13 protein-coding genes are annotated in these 19,218 nt (G+C 45.0%); 9 read left to right on the forward strand and 4 right to left on the reverse strand.

What is annotated here, in order from left to right; genetic code table 11:
• Positions 1-70: 70 nt before the first annotated feature.
• The 5 genes from MKY35_RS09155 (at position 71) to MKY35_RS09175 (ending at position 6,964) form a co-directional block, all read left to right on the forward strand.
• Positions 71-1,102: an aromatic acid exporter family protein gene (locus MKY35_RS09155; RefSeq protein ID WP_175405266.1), complete on the forward strand. Its 1,032-nt coding sequence runs from the start codon at positions 71-73 to the stop codon at positions 1,100-1,102.
• Between the two features lie 356 nt (positions 1,103-1,458).
• Positions 1,459-3,837 (forward strand): RNA polymerase recycling motor HelD, encoded by a 2,379-nt coding sequence (gene helD / locus MKY35_RS09160; protein WP_342446182.1) that lies wholly within the window; start codon positions 1,459-1,461, stop codon positions 3,835-3,837.
• Positions 3,838-3,990: 153 nt separating this feature from the next.
• Complete coding sequence (locus MKY35_RS09165) at positions 3,991-5,832, forward strand: adenine deaminase C-terminal domain-containing protein (protein WP_342446183.1); 1,842 nt, start codon at positions 3,991-3,993, stop codon at positions 5,830-5,832.
• Between the two features lie 125 nt (positions 5,833-5,957).
• Entirely contained in the window at positions 5,958-6,539 is a 582-nt protein-coding gene (locus MKY35_RS09170) for a Crp/Fnr family transcriptional regulator (protein WP_342446184.1), read from the forward strand.
• Between the two features lie 83 nt (positions 6,540-6,622).
• Entirely contained in the window at positions 6,623-6,964 is a 342-nt protein-coding gene (locus tag MKY35_RS09175; RefSeq protein ID WP_342446185.1) for a darcynin family protein, read from the forward strand.
• 141 nt (positions 6,965-7,105) lie between these two features.
• Here the strand turns inward: MKY35_RS09175 and MKY35_RS09180 are convergent, their stop codons facing one another.
• Positions 7,106-7,954: a copper amine oxidase N-terminal domain-containing protein gene (locus MKY35_RS09180; RefSeq protein WP_342446186.1), complete on the reverse strand. Its 849-nt coding sequence runs from the start codon at positions 7,952-7,954 to the stop codon at positions 7,106-7,108.
• Positions 7,955-8,196: 242 nt separating this feature from the next.
• On the opposite strand from MKY35_RS09180, the gene MKY35_RS09185 reads away from it, so the two are divergent.
• Both MKY35_RS09185 and MKY35_RS09190 read left to right on the forward strand, forming a co-directional pair.
• On the forward strand, positions 8,197-9,471 hold the full coding sequence (locus MKY35_RS09185) for an ABC transporter substrate-binding protein (RefSeq protein ID WP_029516777.1): 1,275 nt from the start codon (positions 8,197-8,199) through the stop codon (positions 9,469-9,471).
• Between the two features lie 33 nt (positions 9,472-9,504).
• Positions 9,505-11,208: a methyl-accepting chemotaxis protein gene (locus MKY35_RS09190; protein WP_342446187.1), complete on the forward strand. Its 1,704-nt coding sequence runs from the start codon at positions 9,505-9,507 to the stop codon at positions 11,206-11,208.
• A gap of 94 nt (positions 11,209-11,302) precedes the next feature.
• On the opposite strand, the gene MKY35_RS09195 is transcribed toward MKY35_RS09190, so the two are convergent.
• The gene (locus MKY35_RS09195) at positions 11,303-12,577 is read right to left on the reverse strand and encodes an oligosaccharide MFS transporter (protein WP_342446188.1); all 1,275 of its coding nucleotides are present in this window, start codon (positions 12,575-12,577) and stop codon (positions 11,303-11,305) included.
• Positions 12,578-13,094: 517 nt separating this feature from the next.
• Between MKY35_RS09195 and brnQ the strand changes: the two genes are divergently transcribed.
• On the forward strand, positions 13,095-14,453 hold the full coding sequence (gene brnQ, locus MKY35_RS09200; protein WP_165147695.1) for a branched-chain amino acid transport system II carrier protein: 1,359 nt from the start codon (positions 13,095-13,097) through the stop codon (positions 14,451-14,453).
• A gap of 15 nt (positions 14,454-14,468) precedes the next feature.
• Here brnQ and MKY35_RS09205 read toward each other — a convergent pair whose 3' ends face one another.
• Entirely contained in the window at positions 14,469-15,389 is a 921-nt protein-coding gene (locus MKY35_RS09205; protein ID WP_340955142.1) for an AraC family transcriptional regulator, read from the reverse strand.
• A gap of 181 nt (positions 15,390-15,570) precedes the next feature.
• Here MKY35_RS09205 and yicI point away from each other — a divergent pair, with 181 nt between their 5' ends.
• Complete coding sequence (gene yicI / locus MKY35_RS09210) at positions 15,571-17,895, forward strand: alpha-xylosidase (RefSeq protein ID WP_342446189.1); 2,325 nt, start codon at positions 15,571-15,573, stop codon at positions 17,893-17,895.
• A gap of 144 nt (positions 17,896-18,039) precedes the next feature.
• Here the strand turns inward: yicI and MKY35_RS09215 are convergent, their stop codons facing one another.
• Complete coding sequence (locus tag MKY35_RS09215) at positions 18,040-18,993, reverse strand: serine hydrolase (protein WP_342446190.1); 954 nt, start codon at positions 18,991-18,993, stop codon at positions 18,040-18,042.
• Positions 18,994-19,218: the final 225 nt, after the last annotated feature.

The following is a 19,218-nucleotide window of genomic DNA, read 5'->3' on the forward strand; positions in this document are numbered from 1 at the left end:
GCATGGACTTTACATTGAATTTTCATTATAGTAATTCGGTATGAATAAATTTGAAAGGTAAGCAGGAGGGATGGCTTTGGCTTTTGGAGCACGGGTGTTGAAAACGGGAATTGCAGTGACGCTCGCCCTTTTTCTGAGCACGCTTTTGAACACCCATTCGCCTGTGGGGGCAGCGATAGCCGCTATTTTTGCCATGCAACCGTCGATATATAGGTCGTGGCGTTATTTTCTGGATCAACTCCAAACAAGCACACTAGGTGCAATCATGGCATTGCTGGGCGGAATGGTATTTTCGAATGAGCCGATTGCAGTCGGACTCGTATGTGTATTGGTACTTATGATATGTCTGAAAATAAATATGGCTGATACGGTTGGATTGACACTCGTGACCGTTGTTTCTGTAATGGAAGCCTCAGGGGACTGGAAATTTGCGGTGACCCGCTTTGCGCTCACTTTGATTGGGATTGTGTCTGCTTTTGTCATCAATGTTAGCGTTTTTCCCCCGAAACCGAAAAGGCAGTTTATTAATCAGATTCAAAATGTTTTTAACAGCATGTCCTTGCTGCTGCGTACTGCCATTTCCGATGAGATTAAGGAGTCTGTCTTTAAAGAGGAAAAAGGAAATCTAGAGGGAGCCATTAAATCGCTGTCGGACAAATATCATTTGTTCGAGGAAGAGCAGAAGAAGCTCAAGCGCTCCAAGTTTAGTCAAACGAGACAAATGGTAGTATACAAACAAATGCTCGGAAGTTTACACAAAGGATATGAGGTACTGGATGCGGTGGAAAGGCACTACTTCCAGTCTTTACGGCCAAAGGGAACGGATGCTTTTTTTGACAGTCACCTGGAGTTGCTGATTCGTTTTCACGAGCACGCTCTACTGAAATTCGAAAATAAGCTAAAACCGAATGAGGACGAAAGTGAATTGTTCCAGCAGGCGAACGGCGAATTTATGAAGCATGCGATTACACGTTTTGACCATTGTCAGGAAGGAATGCTGCGGCTTTCTATTGTGGCTGCGGCGATGTACGACTATGGTCATCAGCTGGAGAGGTTGAGCAGATTGGCCGATCATATTCATCCTGTGGAAGAGAGCAGATAGGCGAATTTCCTAAAAGAAAAGCGACCGCATTCATCAATCAGATGAACGGTCGCTTTTTTATGTAATGAATTCAAGTATGTCAGAACAGGTTAATAGAAGGTTGCCAGAACGCACAAAAAAAGCCCGCTGGTTGCGAACAGGGACTGAACTTGCTACAATAGAGAATGCTCTGTTTTATGGTAAAACCATATGCATAAATTGTGAATTACATTTCTTGTTACATTATAGCATGCTTCAAAGGATTAGTCAATTTTCCCGGATCAGGGGGATGCCGCGGGTATGTCCGGGTCCATAATAGAGCATAGTTTGTACGCAAGGGAGCCCTGCGTGGAGCAGGAGGAAACGGAACAGGAGCGATGCCAGTGACTACTGAACAACAATGGAATGAAGAACAACGAAGAGTAGAAGATGTGACCGCAGTAATTAGCGGGCGTATTCGGAAGCTAGAGACAGAGGTTGGTTCTGTGCGCGGAGATGTCGTCGATATGCGTAAAGACTTCTGGGATGAGGTAACGATCAATTTCAGTGAGGCGGATGATGTGGGCGAGACGTCCACTAGTTTGCGTCAGCAGTCTGAGATTTTGTCTGAGCGGGAACGAAGACACAAGCATTCCACAGAGGCGTTAGGTCGTTTGAAAAAGTTGCTTGATTCACCGTATTTTGCACGCATTGATTTTGCTGAGGAAGGGCAGACTGCGGAACGTGTTTATCTGGGGATTGCCTCCCTGCTTGATAATCAAGATGAGGAATTTCTGATCTATGACTGGCGTGCGCCTATTTCCAATCTTTATTACGATAACATGCCGGGTCCCGCTTCTTATAAAACTCCGGCAGGGGAGATGGATGGGGAGCTCACGCTTAAGCGTCAATTCTCGATTCGTGATGGACAGATCCGTTTTATGTTCGATACAGGGGTGACGATTGGAGACGAACTTCTTCAAGCAGTATTGAGCCGCAGCTCGGATGCGCAAATGAAAAGTATTGTCGCTACCATCCAAAGGGAGCAGAATCGCATTATCCGTGATGATCGAAGCCGGATGCTCATTGTTCAGGGGGCGGCAGGAAGTGGCAAAACCTCTGCTGCGCTTCAGAGAGTAGCGTATTTGCTGTATAAGTACCGGGATCGCTTACGAGCGGATCAGGTCGTGTTATTTTCGCCTAACCCGATGTTTAACAGTTATGTATCGACAGTATTGCCTGAATTGGGTGAGGAAAATATGCTTCAGGCCACGTTTCAGGAATATTTGGAGCGGCGTTTGGGCCGGGAGTTTCAGTTAGAAGATCCCTTTGAACAGCTGGAATATGTGCTTTCAGCGTCGTTACTGCCTGGGTATGAAGCCAGGATGGAAGGTATCCGTTTTAAATCGTCTAAGACGTTCTTACATGTGATTACAGGCTACAAGGCGTATTTGGAGCAGGAGGGCATGCGTTTTAAACCCATCCGCTTTCAGGGACGTGAGGTGGTTTCAGTAGAGCAGATGGCACGCAAGTTTTATGAATTCGACTCTACGGTGCGACTGGCGAATCGATTGGAACTGCTGCGGGATTGGATGCTTAAAGAGCTGGCCCGCTTTGGTAAGGAAGAATGCTCCGCCCCATGGGTGGATCAACAGATGGATCTGATGGAGCCGGAGGATTATCAGCGTGCCTATAACCGTATGCGCCGTAAATCCAAGAATAAGGGCGATACTTTCGACGATTTTGCACGTGAAAGAGAAATATTGGCGCGTATGGTGGTCAGTGACCGCTTAAAGCCTCTGCGCAAATGGATTAAGGCGCTTCGCTTCGTAGATACGACCCGGCTCTACAGCGAGCTGTTTATGAACGAGACGCTGTTGAGCCAACTGGCGAATGATGCAGAGCTGCCCGTCAGCTGGAGTGAAATTAGTCGGCAAACCCTGCAACGAATTCAGGCTGGGGAGTTAGCATATGAGGATGTAACCCCCTTTTTATATTTGCGTGAGCTGATGCTGGGCTTCCGTTCCAATAGCAACATCCGTCACGTGTTTATTGATGAGGCACAGGACTATTCCCCATTCCAACTGGCGTTCTTCAAGCGTTTATTTCCACAGGCTAAAATGACGGCACTGGGTGATTTTAATCAGGCCATCTATGCCCATGCATCGGTGCTTCAGGATGCAGAGCCATTGTATGACTTGTATGGGGCAGATCAGACCGAGATGATTTCCCTGACACGCAGCTATCGCTCAACACAGGAGATTGTGGAATTTACCCGGGGGATGGTCGCTGGGGGAGAGCACATTGTACCGTTTAACCGTAAGGGTGAGAAGCCTCTGGTAACCGAGGTGCGTTCACGTGAAAAGTTGCATCAACGGATAGCTGGGAATGTCACTGAATTGTTGGCAGAAGGCTATGAGTCCATCGCGGTGATCTGTAAAAATGTTGACGAAAGCGCGGCAGCCTACGAAGCGCTGGAAGGACAGCTGTCAGTGAAGCCAAAATTAATTAAGAAAACAACCCCCGCTTTTGAAAAGGGGATTCATATCATTCCAGCCTACCTGGCAAAAGGCGTGGAATTCGATGCGGTCCTGATTTATGACGGATCAGCGAAACAATACCAGCGTGAGAGTGAGCGCAAGCTGTTCTATACCGCATGTACGCGAGCGATGCATCTGCTGCATATTTATAGCATAGGGGAGATTACGCCATTCGTGAGTTTACGGGATTCGGATACGTATACCCGCAAAGTGGAAGAAAGTGATCGTGTTTTATAGAGAGGACATTGATAATCAGCTGGGGACAAATGCCTTAGAAACCGTTGCGATGTTTGAATAGATATAGAGTTGGCTGGCATTATGGAGCGTATTCCAGTAACATAAGCAAATAAGCAAAACAGGTAAGAAGCATAAACGGAGGTTACAAACGTAATGGACATGAAGAGTGTATTTCAACGCCCGCCACTGGCGGAGTGTGTACCCGAGTTAGTAGCTACAGCTAGAGGGGAGCGCAAGGCATCACTGGTGATCCGCGGAGGAACACTGGTCAATGTGGTATCGGGCGAGTTGCTGCCGGGCATGTCTATTGCTGTGCAAGGTTCTCGTATCGCTTACGTCGGTAGGGACGTCAGTCATACGATTGGAGAAGACACCATAATCATTGAAGCGGAAGGCCGCTATATGGCACCAGGGTTACTGGACGGACATTGTCACATCGAAAGCACGCAGCTTACGGTAACTGAGTTTGCTAAGGCTGTACTGCCGCTGGGAGTGACGGGTGGTTTTTTTGACCCGCATGAAATTTCCAATGTATTGGGTCTAAAAGGGCTTCGTCTGATGTTGGACGAAGCCCGCACGACACCGCTGGCAGCTTACATGCAGGTGGCTTCTTGCGTGCCGTCCACAGGTCCGGAGCTGGAAACGACGGGTGCCTCCTTCGGCCCGGCGGAAGTCGCAGAAGCGTTAAGCTGGGGCCCGGATATGATCGGGCTGGGCGAAGTCATGAATTTCCCTGGTGTCGTCTATGGAGACGATGTGATGATCGGGGAAATTCAGGCCACGCTGCGCGCGGGCAAGGTGGCGGATGGCCATTTTACATGGGCCTCCGATGATTGGCGGCTGCCGGTCTATGCAGCCGCGGGAATTTCGGGCGACCACGAGTGTGTCACGCCCGAGGATGTAGCCGAGCGTATCCGGCTCGGCATGTATGCCAAGATGCGGCAAGGTTCCGCATGGCATGATGTGGCCGAGACGATCCGCGCCAGCACGGAAATGGGTCTCGACACGCGCCGCATGATGCTGGTAACGGATGACCGCAGCGCAGAATCCTTGCTCCATGAAGGGCAGATGGACTTCGTTGTGCGTCATGCCATTGCACAGGGCGTCAAGCCCGTAACCGCGTTTCAGATGGCTACGCTGAATACGGCAGAGCGCTTCGGCGTGGCACGGGACATCGGCTTGATCATTCCGGGTGCGATTGCCGACATTATTTTGCTTGATGGCCGATTGGCCGAAGTGAATGTGACGGCTACCATCGCAGCGGGCCAGCTGGTGGCCGAGCACGGTCAAATGGTCGCCGATTGGGACGGATTCGTTTATCCTGCGGAAGTAATGGACACGGTCCATCTGGGACGAGAGCTGAGTGCAGCAGATTTCCGCATTGCGGCTCCAGTACAGGAGGGGAACGTACCCGTACGGGTGATTCGTGTTACGGAAAATCACGTGGACACGAAGGAAGTGCGGATGACCGTTCCGGTGCGTGATGGTGAAGTTGCATCAGATCCTGCGCAGGATTTGTGCAAAATCGCCGTTTTCGAGCGACATCATGCCAGTGGCAGTCACGCGGTCGCACTTGTGACCGGTGTCGGCTTCACCGAGCCGGCTGCGATTGCCATGACCGTCGCGCATGATAGTCACAACCTGCTCGTCATTGGTAATGATGACGAGCTCATGACCCAGGCGGCGAAGCAGGCTGTTGCCCTGCGTGGTGGCGTGGTCGTCGTATCCGCCTCGGGTGAGACGCGCTTCCCACTGCCTATCGCCGGGCTGATGTCCCCAGCTCCGTTTGCGGAGGTAGCTGCGCAGTCCGAAAGTATCAGCCGGGCGCTTCAGCAATCCGGCTGCATGCTGAACAACGCGCTGATGACACTGTCACTGCTCGCACTGGTCGTTATCCCTGAAATCCGTCTGTCGGATCAGGGGCTTGTCGTGATCGGAGCGGATGGCATCCGCAAGGTATCTCTTTTTGTGGAAGAGGATGCTGCGGAAGTCTGATAGAACACGTCGCTGGGGGTTGTCCTGCAGGTCTGTCCAGATCTGAGGGATAACCCCTGTTTTTCATACACGAAGTCAAAAAAATATCTTCGATTTCTTTATAAAAGTCAAGGAGCGGTGGGCAGATGTATCCCTATTATCGTTCACTAGAAAAAATGGCTCATCATGCCTCGATTATAGAGCAGGATTGGAACAGGTTTGTAGAGCAAACCCGTGTGAAGCATGTTCAGCAGGGAACGGTTCTCATTGAAACGGGTGAGCCTGTGAAACATGCCTATTTTTGTTCAGAGGGATTATTCCGTTTATTTTATACATTAGCAGATGGCAGAGAATATAATGTCGGTTTTTCGCCAGAAGATGATTACGTAACCTCTTATGGGGCTATGATCCAAGGAGAACCATCCACTTTTTCGATTGAGGCAATGGAAGATTCGGTTGTCATTGAAATTCCATATCACGTATTAGAGGAGCTTATGGATACAAGCCATATGTGGGAAAGATTCGTCCGTAAAAGTGTAGAAAGACTTTATATTCGAAAGGAGGAACGGGAGCGCGAATTATTGTATCTTTCCGCTAAGGAGCGTTATCATGCTTTTCTTCTCAAATACCCCGGATTGGACAAACGAGTTGCCCAATATCATATAGCTTCGTACATAGGCGTCTCCCCTGTATCACTTAGTCGTTTGCTGCGTAGTGATCCGCGTTAACCTATGTTAATGCGACTTTGTAGTCAAGCAACGTACAATAACGATAAATCATTCAAGCTTCAACAAAAAAGGAGATAAGGCATATGCGTTATATGATGATTGTATTATTGGAGTTCTACCCTACCTGGTTGGCTCTACCTCGGGAGGAACGTCGAAAACATGCGGGGGCCTTGCAGGCTACCATTCAAAAATATAGCGAACATGTTCAGGTTCGTTTTTTTGATGCAGAAGCACTGCCTGGAAAGGACTACACCGATTTCGTAGTATGCGAAACGGAGGACATGAAGCAATATCACTATATGTGGGAAGAAATTCGGGATTCGGAGCCGTATACCAAAGGATACATGAAGATTAAAGATGTAGTGATGGGTATGGAAAATGCTTTTCAGTCCTATGAGTCAGAAATGTTACAGATGGAAAAATAACCGTCATTCCACTTTCTATGTAAAATGAAGAGTTCAGCTTATATGCGGTTAAAAAAGGCGAATTCCTGTGCTGCTTATGTTCAGCTGGGAATTCGCCTTTTATCTTTCGGAGACGAAAAAGTGTAGTAAGAAAAAATCACATTATACAACTGTGTTACTTATAATCTTCAGAAAACCGTTCTTCCCAGCGGTATCCATTAACTGATTAATGGATTTTCTTGCGGTATCGTTAAACAAATACCACTCATCTTTCGATACGTCATGAATCAAAATCTCTGGATATTCTGTTGAAAGTTCAGATGGAACAGGACTAATTAAAGAATAAATATCAAAACGAACTAAGCTTTTCCCTTTTTGGTCTAAAAAATCGTATTGTGCATTTTTATAATAAGATCCAGGTGTGTCAATAGTGAAGCTCCAAGAATAGTTTTCAGGTGCTTCGACCTTTTCACCTTTGTTTTTTGTGAAAATATTATAAATGGTTTTGTTATATGAATTGCCATGAATTTGCTGAACTACGCCGCCCAAAGTCATATGGTATTCCTGTTGAAGCGCCTTTACTTGTACACCGTTGATGAGCAATGGTTTAGTATCCACAGTCACTGTAAAGTTGCTGTAATTGACATTGCAGCCAAACGCCTCTGCTAAAAAACGAAGTGGAACATATATGCGATTATTTTTCGTATATGGTTTTACATCTAGCAGTATCTTTTTACCGTTTTTCTCCGCTGTGCTTTTGTTTATTGCTAACTTTACTTTCACATCACTCTTAGCGAGAATAACCTCGGAATCGGACCATTCGACGTTAGCCCCCAAACTTTCGCTAATAACACGTAGAGGCACCATGGCGCGCTTATTTTTCATTTCGGGCGTCACATCGGATGTAACCGTCACACCGTCAACTTTGATTTGATTTTCTGCTGCATAAGTAGTGGATGATGAAATAAATAAAAAGATTGCAAGAAAAACCCAACAGAATGCTTTGTTCATAAATGATTGTCCCTTTTTTGATTAAATTTGTTGTGAAGTAACTTTTCCCCATATTAAGACGCGATTGGATAAAATTTGTTGTGCTGTCATGTCTGTTAACTTAACGTAACAACCTGTTTGTACTATTATTTAACTTCCGATATTTACCAACGAAAAACTTCTAACCTTCGCGAAGGATTATGTCGATAACATTGAATATTGTTCATAAATTTTATGAAAGCAAATCCTTAGGGGGGAAGTTAATGAGAAAACAGCTAAAAGTTGCGATTTCTCTAGCATGTTTAATTATGTTTATAGGTTGTTCAGCTTCACCATTATCACAGCAGACGACCAAGATTACACTTTTGAATTCTAAATCTGAAATAAAAACCCAGTTAGAGGAAGTAGCAAAACAATACAATCAAGAGCACCCTGAAGTATCTTTAGAGATTATAACCGCTCCTGAGGGGACGTCTGCATATCAAAAGCTGATGTCGATGTATGGCTCAGGAAGTCCAGCTACCATGTCGATGCTTGATCCAGGCGACACGCAGACATTCTTGGATAAAGCTATTGATTTAAGTAAAGAGAAGTGGGTAGCCGATACGATAGAAAATGGACTTGACACCGTCAAGAAAAATGATGCTGTGCTGGGGTTTCCATTTGCAGTAGAAGGCTACGGATTAATTTACAATAAGAAAGTACTGGACAAAGCAACAGGGGGGGCTTTTGATGTTTCCTCGGTAAAAAGTAGAAGTAGCCTGAATTCATTAATGGCTAAAATTCAGAAGTCGGGAGTAGCACCGGACATGCTTTCACCAATGGACTGGTCTCTCGGCTCTCATCTTTTAGCTCTGTCTTATTCTGTTCAACCTGGGGGTTTTCCGGAGTTTGTTAAAGGTATGCAGAATAACTCCATTGATATGTCCCAGAACAATGTAATGTCTGGATGGGTACAAACTTTAGATCTGCTCAAGGATAACAACATCAATAAGCACTTGCCTTTGGACAGTACGTATGAAGATGGAGCCAAAGCTTTGGGAGAGGGCAAGGTAGGGCTTTGGTTTATGGGCAACTGGGCTTGGAATGGAATAAAGAGCAATGATACGGCAAATGAGGAATACGGTTTCTTGCCTCTTCCGCTAAACGATAATACGGATGATCCTAACAATGCTAAGATCACAGTCGGTGTGACAAAGTATATATTCATCGACTCCACAACTACCACACCTCAGCAGCAAGAGGAAGCAAAGAAGTTTTTGAACTGGCTGGTATATGAAAAATCCGGACAAGAACTTTTGGTTAACAAGGCCAATGTTATACCGGCGTTCAAGAATATTGACATGGTGCCTTCCGATCCTTTGAGTAAATCGATCAAGTCATATATGTCGAGCGGAAAGACGCTGCCGTTCATGGCAACCCTTCCACCTGATCATGGGGGCATCACAGGAGCATCTATCCAAAGCTACATCAGTGGAAAGATAGATAAGGCAGAGCTGTTGCGCCAAATACGTATATATTGGAAAGCTCAGCAGTGATGATACGAGACCAGTCACGGGAGGAAGATAAGGGTGTTTAAATTAACGTTAAAGAAAAAGATAATTAGTGCAGCGCTCATACTGGTGATCGTGCTGTCCCTTTCAAGTGTTATAGGCGTCATTAAGATGTCGGAAATGGGGGAGGCTTCTGATAAGGTAAATAACAGGTCTTTACCTGCGGTCATTCTTCTTCAAGGTATGGATAAGCAGATTACAGAAATCGATAGGCTCACCGTTCGAATGATACTCGAAGAGGATGCAGCCGTCCGCAGCACTTATCAAGAAGAACTAACCCAAGCTACAGCGTCAATGGATAAGAGTGTAAATAAATATCAAAGTTTAGCCTCCACGGCAGAGGAAAAAGAACTATTCACCGACTTTTATGGTCAGTGGGCAATGTATCTCCGCCATCTAAAGGTGGTTTCCGCGGCCATGGAAGAAAACGACAAGGTGATGGCCTACATGATCATCCATGGGAATTCTTCTATTTATAAGGCAGCCTTGGACGATGTGAATAAACTGAAGCTGCTTAATGAGCAGTACGCTACTGATGCCGCTAATCAATCGAGTCAATCTTACCATTCAGGTAGACTTTTGATGATTTCTCTGACTATCATATGTACGATCCTTGGAATTATCGGTTCTTTTTTACTGGCTCAATCGTTCACTAAGCCCATATTAAAGATAGCGGAACAGATAAAGCTGGTAACGAGAGGGGACCTGCAAGTGGAACCCCTTAGTATCCGATCCAAAGATGAGGTCGGGGAGCTGGCATCCGATTTTAATGAAATGTGCGATTCACTTCGCAATCTTTTAAAGGAAGTTGTGGATAATTCCTTACTGGTTGCCTCTACGGCTGAACAGTTAACGGCTAGTGCGGAACAGACAAGCATTGCTACCGAGCAGATAGCTATAAGTGCCACTCAGGTTGCGGAGGGATCTCAGACACAGCTTGTAGACATAGCTGAAACGCTGAATTACACGGTAGACGTTTCTAAAAGTGTAGAGAACATAACCAATCGCTTTGTGAATGTGGCAAATCTCACAACCCAAGCACAAGAAAAAGCAAACAACGGAAAAACCCAAATGTCTTCGACTGTTTCTCAAATAAGAGATGTGCATACCAAGGTAACTCAATCCGCTGAAGTAGTAAATATTCTAGGAGAAAAGTCTGCGGAGATCAGACAGATCACAGCTATGATCCGTGATATAGCAGCTCGAACCAATTTGCTTTCACTAAATGCAAGTATAGAAGCTGCGAGGGCGGGAGAGCAGGGAAAAGGGTTTGCGGTTGTTGCTTTTGAAGTACGCAATCTGTCGGCACAAGCAAGTGAAGCAACAGGCAAGATCTCTTCTCTGGTTAACGAAATTGCCTTAAGAACAGATGAAGTTGTGATTTCAATGAATGAAGGTGTTCAATCTCTGAATGAAGGCATGATGCTTGTCGAAGGCGTAGGTAACGTTTTTTCTGAGATTGTAGGTGCCGTTGAAGAAGTGAGCGGTGAGGTGGACACTGCGGCTGTAGAAGCAAGATCCGTAAATGAAGGGACCGTTTCTATGGTGGAATCGATGAAGAAAATTGCTGAAATCTCCGAACGTGCAGCAGATTCTACTCAAACAGTCGCAAGCGTAGTCGAGGAAACTACTGCATCCATGCAGGAAGTGTCTGCGGGTGCTAACATGCTTGCCAAGAGGGCGGAAGAGATGAATCAGACGGTGTCGGTATTCAAGATTTAAAATAAGCTTCAAATCAACTGGAGTTAAGAGCGGCAGCCTTGGACGAGAAGAAAGTCCTAGACTGCCGCTGTTCTGTTAAGCTTAAACCATTAGATTACGAATGAACTGCTTCAGCTTTTTTGGTTGCTCTTTTCAGATACTGTTTACGGCGTTCTTCCAGATACCGCTCTCCATTCTTCTTGTCTGCTGTCAGTGTAAAACAGGATATGATGGTGAATAGACCTGCAATGGAACCCAGAATTACATAAGTAATCGGGAAATTTAATACTTCATACATATGCCCGACAATGGGTGAAAAAATGGAAACCACCAGGGAGCCCATAAACAAATACAGCAGGTACATGGTGGAGGACAAGCGCTGGTCAAAGTTAACGGTAATGTACTTGAAGATGGCTACCAGAATAAGCGGTTTCTCCAGGGAGTGAATCATCTTCATCGCAGCCACCCATATAGAACCGAATGGCAGCGAAGAGCCGATAATACGCAAAGACATAATCGACCCGGCAATAATTAATGCCCATTTGGCGGTCGTTTTGTTCACAAACCAAGGGGTAACGAAAAGGAACACAAATTCCAGAAAAACCTGCACAGCGCTCAAATCGCCAAGGAATTGATTTCCTTCTGCTTTGGAACTGAACTGCGATACGAAGTATGTGGCAAACTGTTGGTCATATACCTCATAAATTTGGGTCACGCCAACCATGAATAGCATAAGAAACCAGAACTTTGTGGTACGTACGAGATGCAGCACATCAATGAGCTTCAACGATTCTGTTTTCTGCTGCTCCTGTCCAGAAATTTCGACTTTGGTCAGGAAGATGCAGATCATGGCAACAACGGCAGATACGGAGGCAATCCAGAAGGTCAGATTTACATTGATATTGATGACCCGTCCCGCAACAAAAGTAGCCGCCGCCCACCCGAGTGAACCCCACATACGAACCCGTCCGTATTCAAAGCCATATTTACGCGAAACTTTGTCCATATACGAATCGACGACACCGTTACCTGCATTAAATACCAGGCCGATAAATAGCGCACCAACAATGGCACCAATGACGAACTGCGTTTGAAGCAATGGACCGTATACATAGATAAAAAAGGGCCCGACGAGCAAAAGGATTGTAAAGAGTATGTACAGCAGGTGTTTTCTCAAGCCCAGCTTGTCAGATAAGTAACCGAACAAAGGCTGCATGATCAAGGCGACGATTGAATTAGCCGCGTATAGAAATCCCGTGTAGGTTTCTGAAATTTCCAGGCTTTGTCCCAGCCAAATGACAAAAAAAGACATGGCGGCAGACCATGTAAATAGATAAGCGAAGTTAAAAATACTCAGAGACCAATAGTTGCGTTTTGCCAAATTCGTCATGTTTAAGCACCCCTTCAATTGTAGCCGCTCAAATTGTATTCAACGTTAATATGCATTGTTGTACTATTAATTGTAAGGATTATTCACTTGCTTCCATAGGGCATTTTCCCAAGATTTCCTGTGCTTATTACAATCAGTTGATGATTCGATTAAACCGCAGATTATGTAGTAATTTAAAACTTTTACGAGACCTACCGGGTGTGTGTAACTACATCTATGTCTTGTAAGAAATAAGTCCTACGTGTAAAATTCTCTTATAGTTCATTAAGCTCACTAAGTAGGAGGAGAAATATAGGGTAGCCTCATAATTGCAAAAGCAAGGGGATGAAATGATTCATTTTTGCAAGTACAAAGTTACTTGAAACGATGATCGTATATAGAGTAACATACTCTAGGCAATCAGATGCCGTTCTTTGAATGCAACAATTGGCTACGTTCCTATTAACATATAGTATACAAAATTAAAAGAAAACGAATAAAAACAAAATGTTGTGAGTTCGTGGTTGGAGGATTTATTATGTCTAAAAGTGTTTCTACGTCCTTTATTATCATTATAGGATCAATGCTATTTGCCTTATTTTTTGGTGCAGGGAATCTAATCTTTCCACCTATGCTTGGGCAAATGGCCGGAAAGAATGTATGGATAGCCAATGCGGGTTTCTTGGTTACCGGTGTCGGCTTACCATTACTAGCCGTCACAGCCTTTGTTTTTTCGGGCAAAAGCAATTTGCAAACTTTAGCGAGTCGTGTACATCCTGTATTCGGTCTTGTCTTTACAACAATCCTTTATCTAGCCATCGGGCCTTTGTATGCAATTCCTAGAACCGGTAGTGTGTCATTTGAAATTGGAGTAAAGCCTTTTTTTTCAGACAATGCAGATCATCCTGTCGCACTTTTTGTATTTACTATCCTTTTTTTTGCAGTTGCATGTTTGTTGTCACTTAATCCTACAAAAATTATTGATGTCATCGGAAAGTTCCTAACACCCATTAAATTGACATTCATTGGATTACTTGTGATTGTAGCTATTATTCACCCAATAGGAAAATTCCAAGAACCTGCGGAGGGTTATACATCCAATGTCTTTTTTAAAGGCTTTCAAGAGGGTTATTTAACATTGGACGCTCTTGTAGCCTTTATTTTTGGAATTATCATTGTGAATGCGATTAAGGATAGAGGGGTTACTACAAAAAAAGAGCTGATGATCATTTGTGGCAAAGCGATAGCAATTGCGGTTATACTCTTAGCTTTTATCTATACGTCTCTTTCATACATGGGAGCTTCTAGTGTTGAAAAACTGGGCATTTTAGGAAATGGTGCTGAGGTGTTAGCTAAGGTTTCCTCCTATTATTTTGGATCTTATGGATCTATTCTATTAGGCTTAATGATTACAGTAGCGTGTTTAACGACAAGTGTGGGGCTTATCACTTCCTGCTCTTCCTTTTTTCATGGATTATTTCCAAAAGTCTCTTACAAAAGAGTCGCTCTCATGTTATCTATATTTAGTACCCTTGTAGCCAACATAGGTTTAACACAGCTCATTAAGGTTTCAACGCCAGTATTAATGGCAATATATCCTATTGCTATTTCTCTAATATTTTTAACTTTTTTACATCCCGTATTTAAAGGAAAGTCAGAAGTATATCAAGGCAGTTTGATATTAACCTTTATCATTAGTTTATTTGATGGCTTGAATGCTGCTGGAATAAAAATTAATGTAATTAATGATTTTTTCACCCATTTTCTCCCATTATATAATGTAGGGTTAGGGTGGTTAATTCCCTCTGTTTTAGGAGGTGTAGCTGGCTACATATTTACTAAATTAAGAGGAAGAAAAATAATTTTAGTACTTATGAAGCCCAAAAAAAACAAATAATTTATCCTATGCATATCAGTCTGTTATATAAGGGACAGCAAGCGCCTGATCTGCTTCGTGCTGCTTACGGTACTGCGAAGGGGTCAGGCCTTTCCACTTTTTAAAGGTCGCAATAAAGTAGCTTAGATTGTCAAATCCAACATCCAGCGCAATATCAACCACTTTGCGATCACTTTGCTCCAGCAACCTGCAAGCCTTTTGAATCCGATGATAGTTGATATATTCTACCGGGCTTTTCTGAACCATCTGCTTAAAAAAACGGCAGAAATGTCCCTCGCTCATTCCAATCTCATCTGCGATTTCCCGTAAACGTATAGGCTCATGAGCATGACTGTTGATATACGCCAACGCTTTTTTGATCCGTTCAACTTTGTTGCGTTGACCCGCCATAATCACATCCTCTCCGTTAGCGGGGGTCATGTGTGGGTACAGGCAGGCGATCATGCTATAGAGCTGTGCCTTGGTCGCCAGTTCACGGGCAGGCGCATTCTGTTCATGGCTGGTGATAATGTATCGCAATGCAGCCAGCACCTCTTGCTCCCAGAGCTGCACGCCGCGAATGTGGGGGGGAGGGACAAGCTTTTTACTGATAAATGGGTCAATAAACTGCGTCTGCACCGTATCCTGCGTGCGGCTGTGCAGTATGTCGGGGTGAAACACCACCGCAGAAAATACACAGCGAGGACTTTTTTGTAAATAACCGGCGTGAAGCTCGCCGCTATTGACAAAAAGGGCTTCACCTTCGCTAACCTCCGTATAGACCATATCCGTCTGAAATACAGCGGTCCCTTGTTCCACTACGATAAACTCCATTTCCTCATGCCAATGGGACTCCAATATACTATTTCCGTTCAATTGCTCTACGCTCGGATATACGCTGACTGGATACATGGGATTGCCGTGAATGCGGTTTTCTCGTAACATTTCCCTTTGCATTTCAATGATTCCTTTCTGCAAACTGATTTATATAGAAAACATCAAAATATTGATACAATACGTCAAAATAAAAGAAGTAAACCCTTACATAAATCAATATTATTATAGTAAGGATTTCGAAAAAATCCAATAAGCGATTTGGGAACAAGGAATATAAAAGTCGAGACGGAGGAAGAGATAGATGAAATTTACTGATGGCTATTGGTTGGTTCGCAAGGGCTATGAAATACAAAATCCTGCTGAAATCCGTGATATCGTGACGGACGATGCTTCCATGACGGTATATGCAGCAACCCACCGGATCGAGCATAAAGGAGATACACTGAACGGAGCGTTGCTGAAAGCGACCTACAGCTCGCCTATGCCGAATGTCATTCGGGTACGTCTAAACCACCATAAGGGACGGGTGCATCAGGGACCGGATTTTGAAATTCACACCTTGCCAACAGAGGTAGGCATTACGGTGGATGAGGACGCAGCGGTACTGAAAAGCGGCGATCTGAGTGTGCGAGTCGGTCGTGGAAAGAGCTGGGACGTAGGCTTTTATGTCGAGGATCGCAAAGTCACAGGTAGCGGACATCGGGGACCAGGCTATATTACAGACCCGCAGGATCAGCCTTTTTTTCGGGAACAGCTGGAGCTGGGCATCGGTGAGTACGTATACGGACTCGGAGAGCGTTTCACTCCGTTCGTAAAAAATGGCCAAGTGGTCGATATCTGGAATGAAGATGGCGGGACCAGCAGTGAGCAGGCCTATAAAAACATTCCATTTTATCTATCTAATAAAGGGTATGGTGTGTTCGTCAACCATCCGGAAAAGGTATCCTATGAGATTGCATCGGAAAATGTATCAAAGGTTCAGTTTAGCATCTCCGGCGAATCGTTAGAGTATTTCATTATTGGTGGAGCTAACCCTAAAGAGGTACTGGACAATTACACCAAGCTGACGGGTAAGCCTGCATTACCACCAGCCTGGACCTTTGGTTTGTGGCTGACCACTTCGTTCACAACAGATTACGATGAAGCCACAGTGAATCATTTTGTGGACGGGATGGCTGAGCGAGATCTGCCGCTCTCGGTATTCCATTTTGACTGCTTCTGGATGAAGGAATACCAATGGTGCGATTTCCAGTGGGATCAAGACATGTTCCCAGACCCGGAAGGCATGCTGCAAAGATTGAAGGCAAAGGGTCTCAAAATTTGTGCATGGATCAATCCGTATATTGCTGAAAAATCCATTTTGTTTGATGAAGGCATGGAGAATGGTTATCTGGTCAAAACCGCCGATGGTGGCGTGTGGCAATGGGATATGTGGCAGGCGGGGATGGGGCTGGTTGACTTCACGAATCCGGCTGCAGTCGCCTGGTACCAGGATAAGCTGAAGGTGTTGGTAGATCAGGGGGTAGATTGCTTCAAAACTGATTTTGGCGAGCGCATCCCTACCCATGTGGTATATCATGACGGATCTGATCCAATGAAGATGCATAACTATTATACGCATTTGTACAATAAGGCTGTATTTGATGTGCTGGAGGAAAAGCTGGGTAAAAATGAAGCCGCGTTATTTGCACGTTCCGCTACAGCCGGAGGGCAACAGTTCCCGGTTCACTGGGGAGGAGACTGCTCGTCGACGTATGAGTCGATGGCGGAATCCTTACGAGGCGGTTTGTCGCTTGGTTTGAGCGGCTTCGGCTTCTGGAGCCATGATATTAGCGGCTTTGAGTTAACGGCTGCGCCGGACGTATACAAACGGTGGGTACAATTTGGACTTCTGTCCTCCCATAGCCGTCTGCACGGAAACGAATCCTATCGCGTGCCTTGGCTATTTGACGAAGAATCAGTGGATGTGGTGCGTAGCTTTACGAAACTAAAATGCTCGCTAATGCCATACCTGTATCCTTCTGCTGTGGAATCCTCGGTAAAGGGACTGCCGATGATGCGGGCTATGGTATTGGAATTCCCGCAGGACCCAACCTGCGCAACACTGGATCTGCAATACATGCTGGGGGATTCCATTTTGGTAGCCCCAATCTTTAATAAAGAAGGCAATGTACAGTATTATGTACCAGAGGGTCAGTGGACAAATTTACTTACGAATGAGAGCGTGTCAGGTGGTCGTTGGGTCAACGAGCATTATGATTTTACAACTTTGCCTGTGCTCGTGAAGCCGAACACACTGTTGGCAATCGGTCATGAGGACAGTCGTCCGGATTATGATTATGCTGATCAAGTGGCGCTTCATTTGTTTGAGCTTGGTGAGGGGCAACAGGCTCGAACGGTTATCGTGAATACGTCAGGGGAAGAAGAGCTAACGGTTACTGCTAGCCGCAAGGATTCTATCATTACGGTGAAGGCAGAAGGTGCTGTTAAACCATGGTCGATCGTCCTGCGCGGTATCCATGAGGCTGTTCAAGTGGAGCAAGGCAGCAGCCAGTCGGGAGAACAGGGTGTAATTATTACACCAGCTTCCAGTGGACAGCAAGAGCTTACGATTCACTTGGGCTAGGTAAGGCGCTAGAAAGTGGATGAAGTATGTCACAATGTAGCGATTATATGTAAAGAAAGGGCTTGCCTGATCCAACAGGCAAGCCCTTTTTGATGCAGATTTTTGATAAAACCAGTTGCAACTTTTAGCATTGGGTATCTACTCCTATCCATTCTGCTGGAGTAGCAACGGTACAATATACTGCCGGAAAATATCCACAGGAGTCCGTTTCTTTTTGAATTTATCGGCGGTAACGACAACAACCATGTCATACGACGGGACGACAACAATATATTGCCCACCAAAGCCGAGAGCGTAAAAATAGTCCGTTTCACTTCCTGTATCTGTTCCATCTGAAAAGGAAGAAGTCCACCAGTGCCATCCGTAAAATGCTTTTTGTGGTTTGGCAGCAGGGAGAAACGGACGGGTTGAATATCGGACCGTCTCTGCTTGGATGATCTGCCGCCCTTCCCAGCCTCCTTCATTCAGGTAAAGCTGCCCGAATTTGAGCATGTCCATTGGCCTGAGATGCAGTCCGAAGCCTCCCGTATGAGTGCCCTGAGGATCGGTTTCCCAATGGTAGCTTTCGATACCGAGCGGTTGGAATAATTGCTGTTCGGCAAATTCAGCAACTGTTTGTCCAGAAACATGACGTAGTACGGTGGCCAAAAGTTGAGAACAGCCAGAACTGTACTCCATTCGCGTGCCTGGCACATCCGATAATGGCTGTGAAAGTACAAATTGCACCCAGTCTGACGTTTTGCTCATGGTAGGAAAAGAGTTTTGTCCGCCAAACTCCGTCCAGCTAAAGCCTGCGGACATCGTCAGCAGCTGTTCAATCGTAATATCATGTTTTCGAGAATCACTATCTGTGGCCAACTGGGGAAAGAATTCGAGGATCGGCGTCTCCGGTTTCGGTCCCTGTTGCTGGTTCATAGCGATACTAACTAATGCAGAAATCACGCTTTTGGTGCAGGAATTTATTTTATAGAGTTCGTTAGCAATTTGAGGTTCACGATAGTAATTCAAGATCATGTTACCCTGCTGCTCAATAAGGCAGCTGCGGGTTTCCAACTCGTTAAGCACGTGAATAAGCGGTTTGAGCTCCAGACTGTTCATGCAGATCCTCCTTGAGGCTTATGCCATACCAATACATAGTATATCATTTTAATAGTCTGAAATTCGAAGAGTACAAACTGAAAACAGTTCATTTACCTAATTTTGAATTTTTTTGTTTTTTGATATTAAAAAAGATATATATGTTCACTGAATAGACATAAATATATTTAAAAATCTATACACTATTTTCTATTTCATTCAAAAAAACAATCGAATAAAACGATA

Origin of the sequence: Paenibacillus sp. FSL L8-0638 (genome assembly GCF_038593075.1) — a bacterium.
GTDB classification, from domain to species: domain Bacteria; phylum Bacillota; class Bacilli; order Paenibacillales; family Paenibacillaceae; genus Paenibacillus; species Paenibacillus polymyxa_D.

Excerpts from the sequence above, each read along its gene's own strand:
- MKY35_RS09180 (WP_342446186.1), bottom strand. The coding sequence starts at position 7,954 with ATGAACAAAGCATTCTGTTGGGTTTTTCTTGCAATCTTTTTATTTATT.
- yicI (WP_342446189.1), top strand. The coding sequence starts at position 15,571 with ATGAAATTTACTGATGGCTATTGGTTGGTTCGCAAGGGCTATGAAATA.
- MKY35_RS09175 (WP_342446185.1), top strand. The coding sequence starts at position 6,623 with ATGCGTTATATGATGATTGTATTATTGGAGTTCTACCCTACCTGGTTG.
- MKY35_RS09185 (WP_029516777.1), top strand. The coding sequence starts at position 8,197 with ATGAGAAAACAGCTAAAAGTTGCGATTTCTCTAGCATGTTTAATTATG.
- brnQ (WP_165147695.1), top strand. The coding sequence starts at position 13,095 with ATGTCTAAAAGTGTTTCTACGTCCTTTATTATCATTATAGGATCAATG.
- MKY35_RS09155 (WP_175405266.1), top strand. The coding sequence starts at position 71 with ATGGCTTTGGCTTTTGGAGCACGGGTGTTGAAAACGGGAATTGCAGTG.
- MKY35_RS09205 (WP_340955142.1), bottom strand. The coding sequence starts at position 15,389 with ATGCAAAGGGAAATGTTACGAGAAAACCGCATTCACGGCAATCCCATG.
- MKY35_RS09170 (WP_342446184.1), top strand. The coding sequence starts at position 5,958 with ATGTATCCCTATTATCGTTCACTAGAAAAAATGGCTCATCATGCCTCG.
- MKY35_RS09215 (WP_342446190.1), bottom strand. The coding sequence starts at position 18,993 with ATGAACAGTCTGGAGCTCAAACCGCTTATTCACGTGCTTAACGAGTTG.
- MKY35_RS09195 (WP_342446188.1), bottom strand. The coding sequence starts at position 12,577 with ATGACGAATTTGGCAAAACGCAACTATTGGTCTCTGAGTATTTTTAAC.
- helD (WP_342446182.1), top strand. The coding sequence starts at position 1,459 with ATGCCAGTGACTACTGAACAACAATGGAATGAAGAACAACGAAGAGTA.
- MKY35_RS09165 (WP_342446183.1), top strand. The coding sequence starts at position 3,991 with ATGGACATGAAGAGTGTATTTCAACGCCCGCCACTGGCGGAGTGTGTA.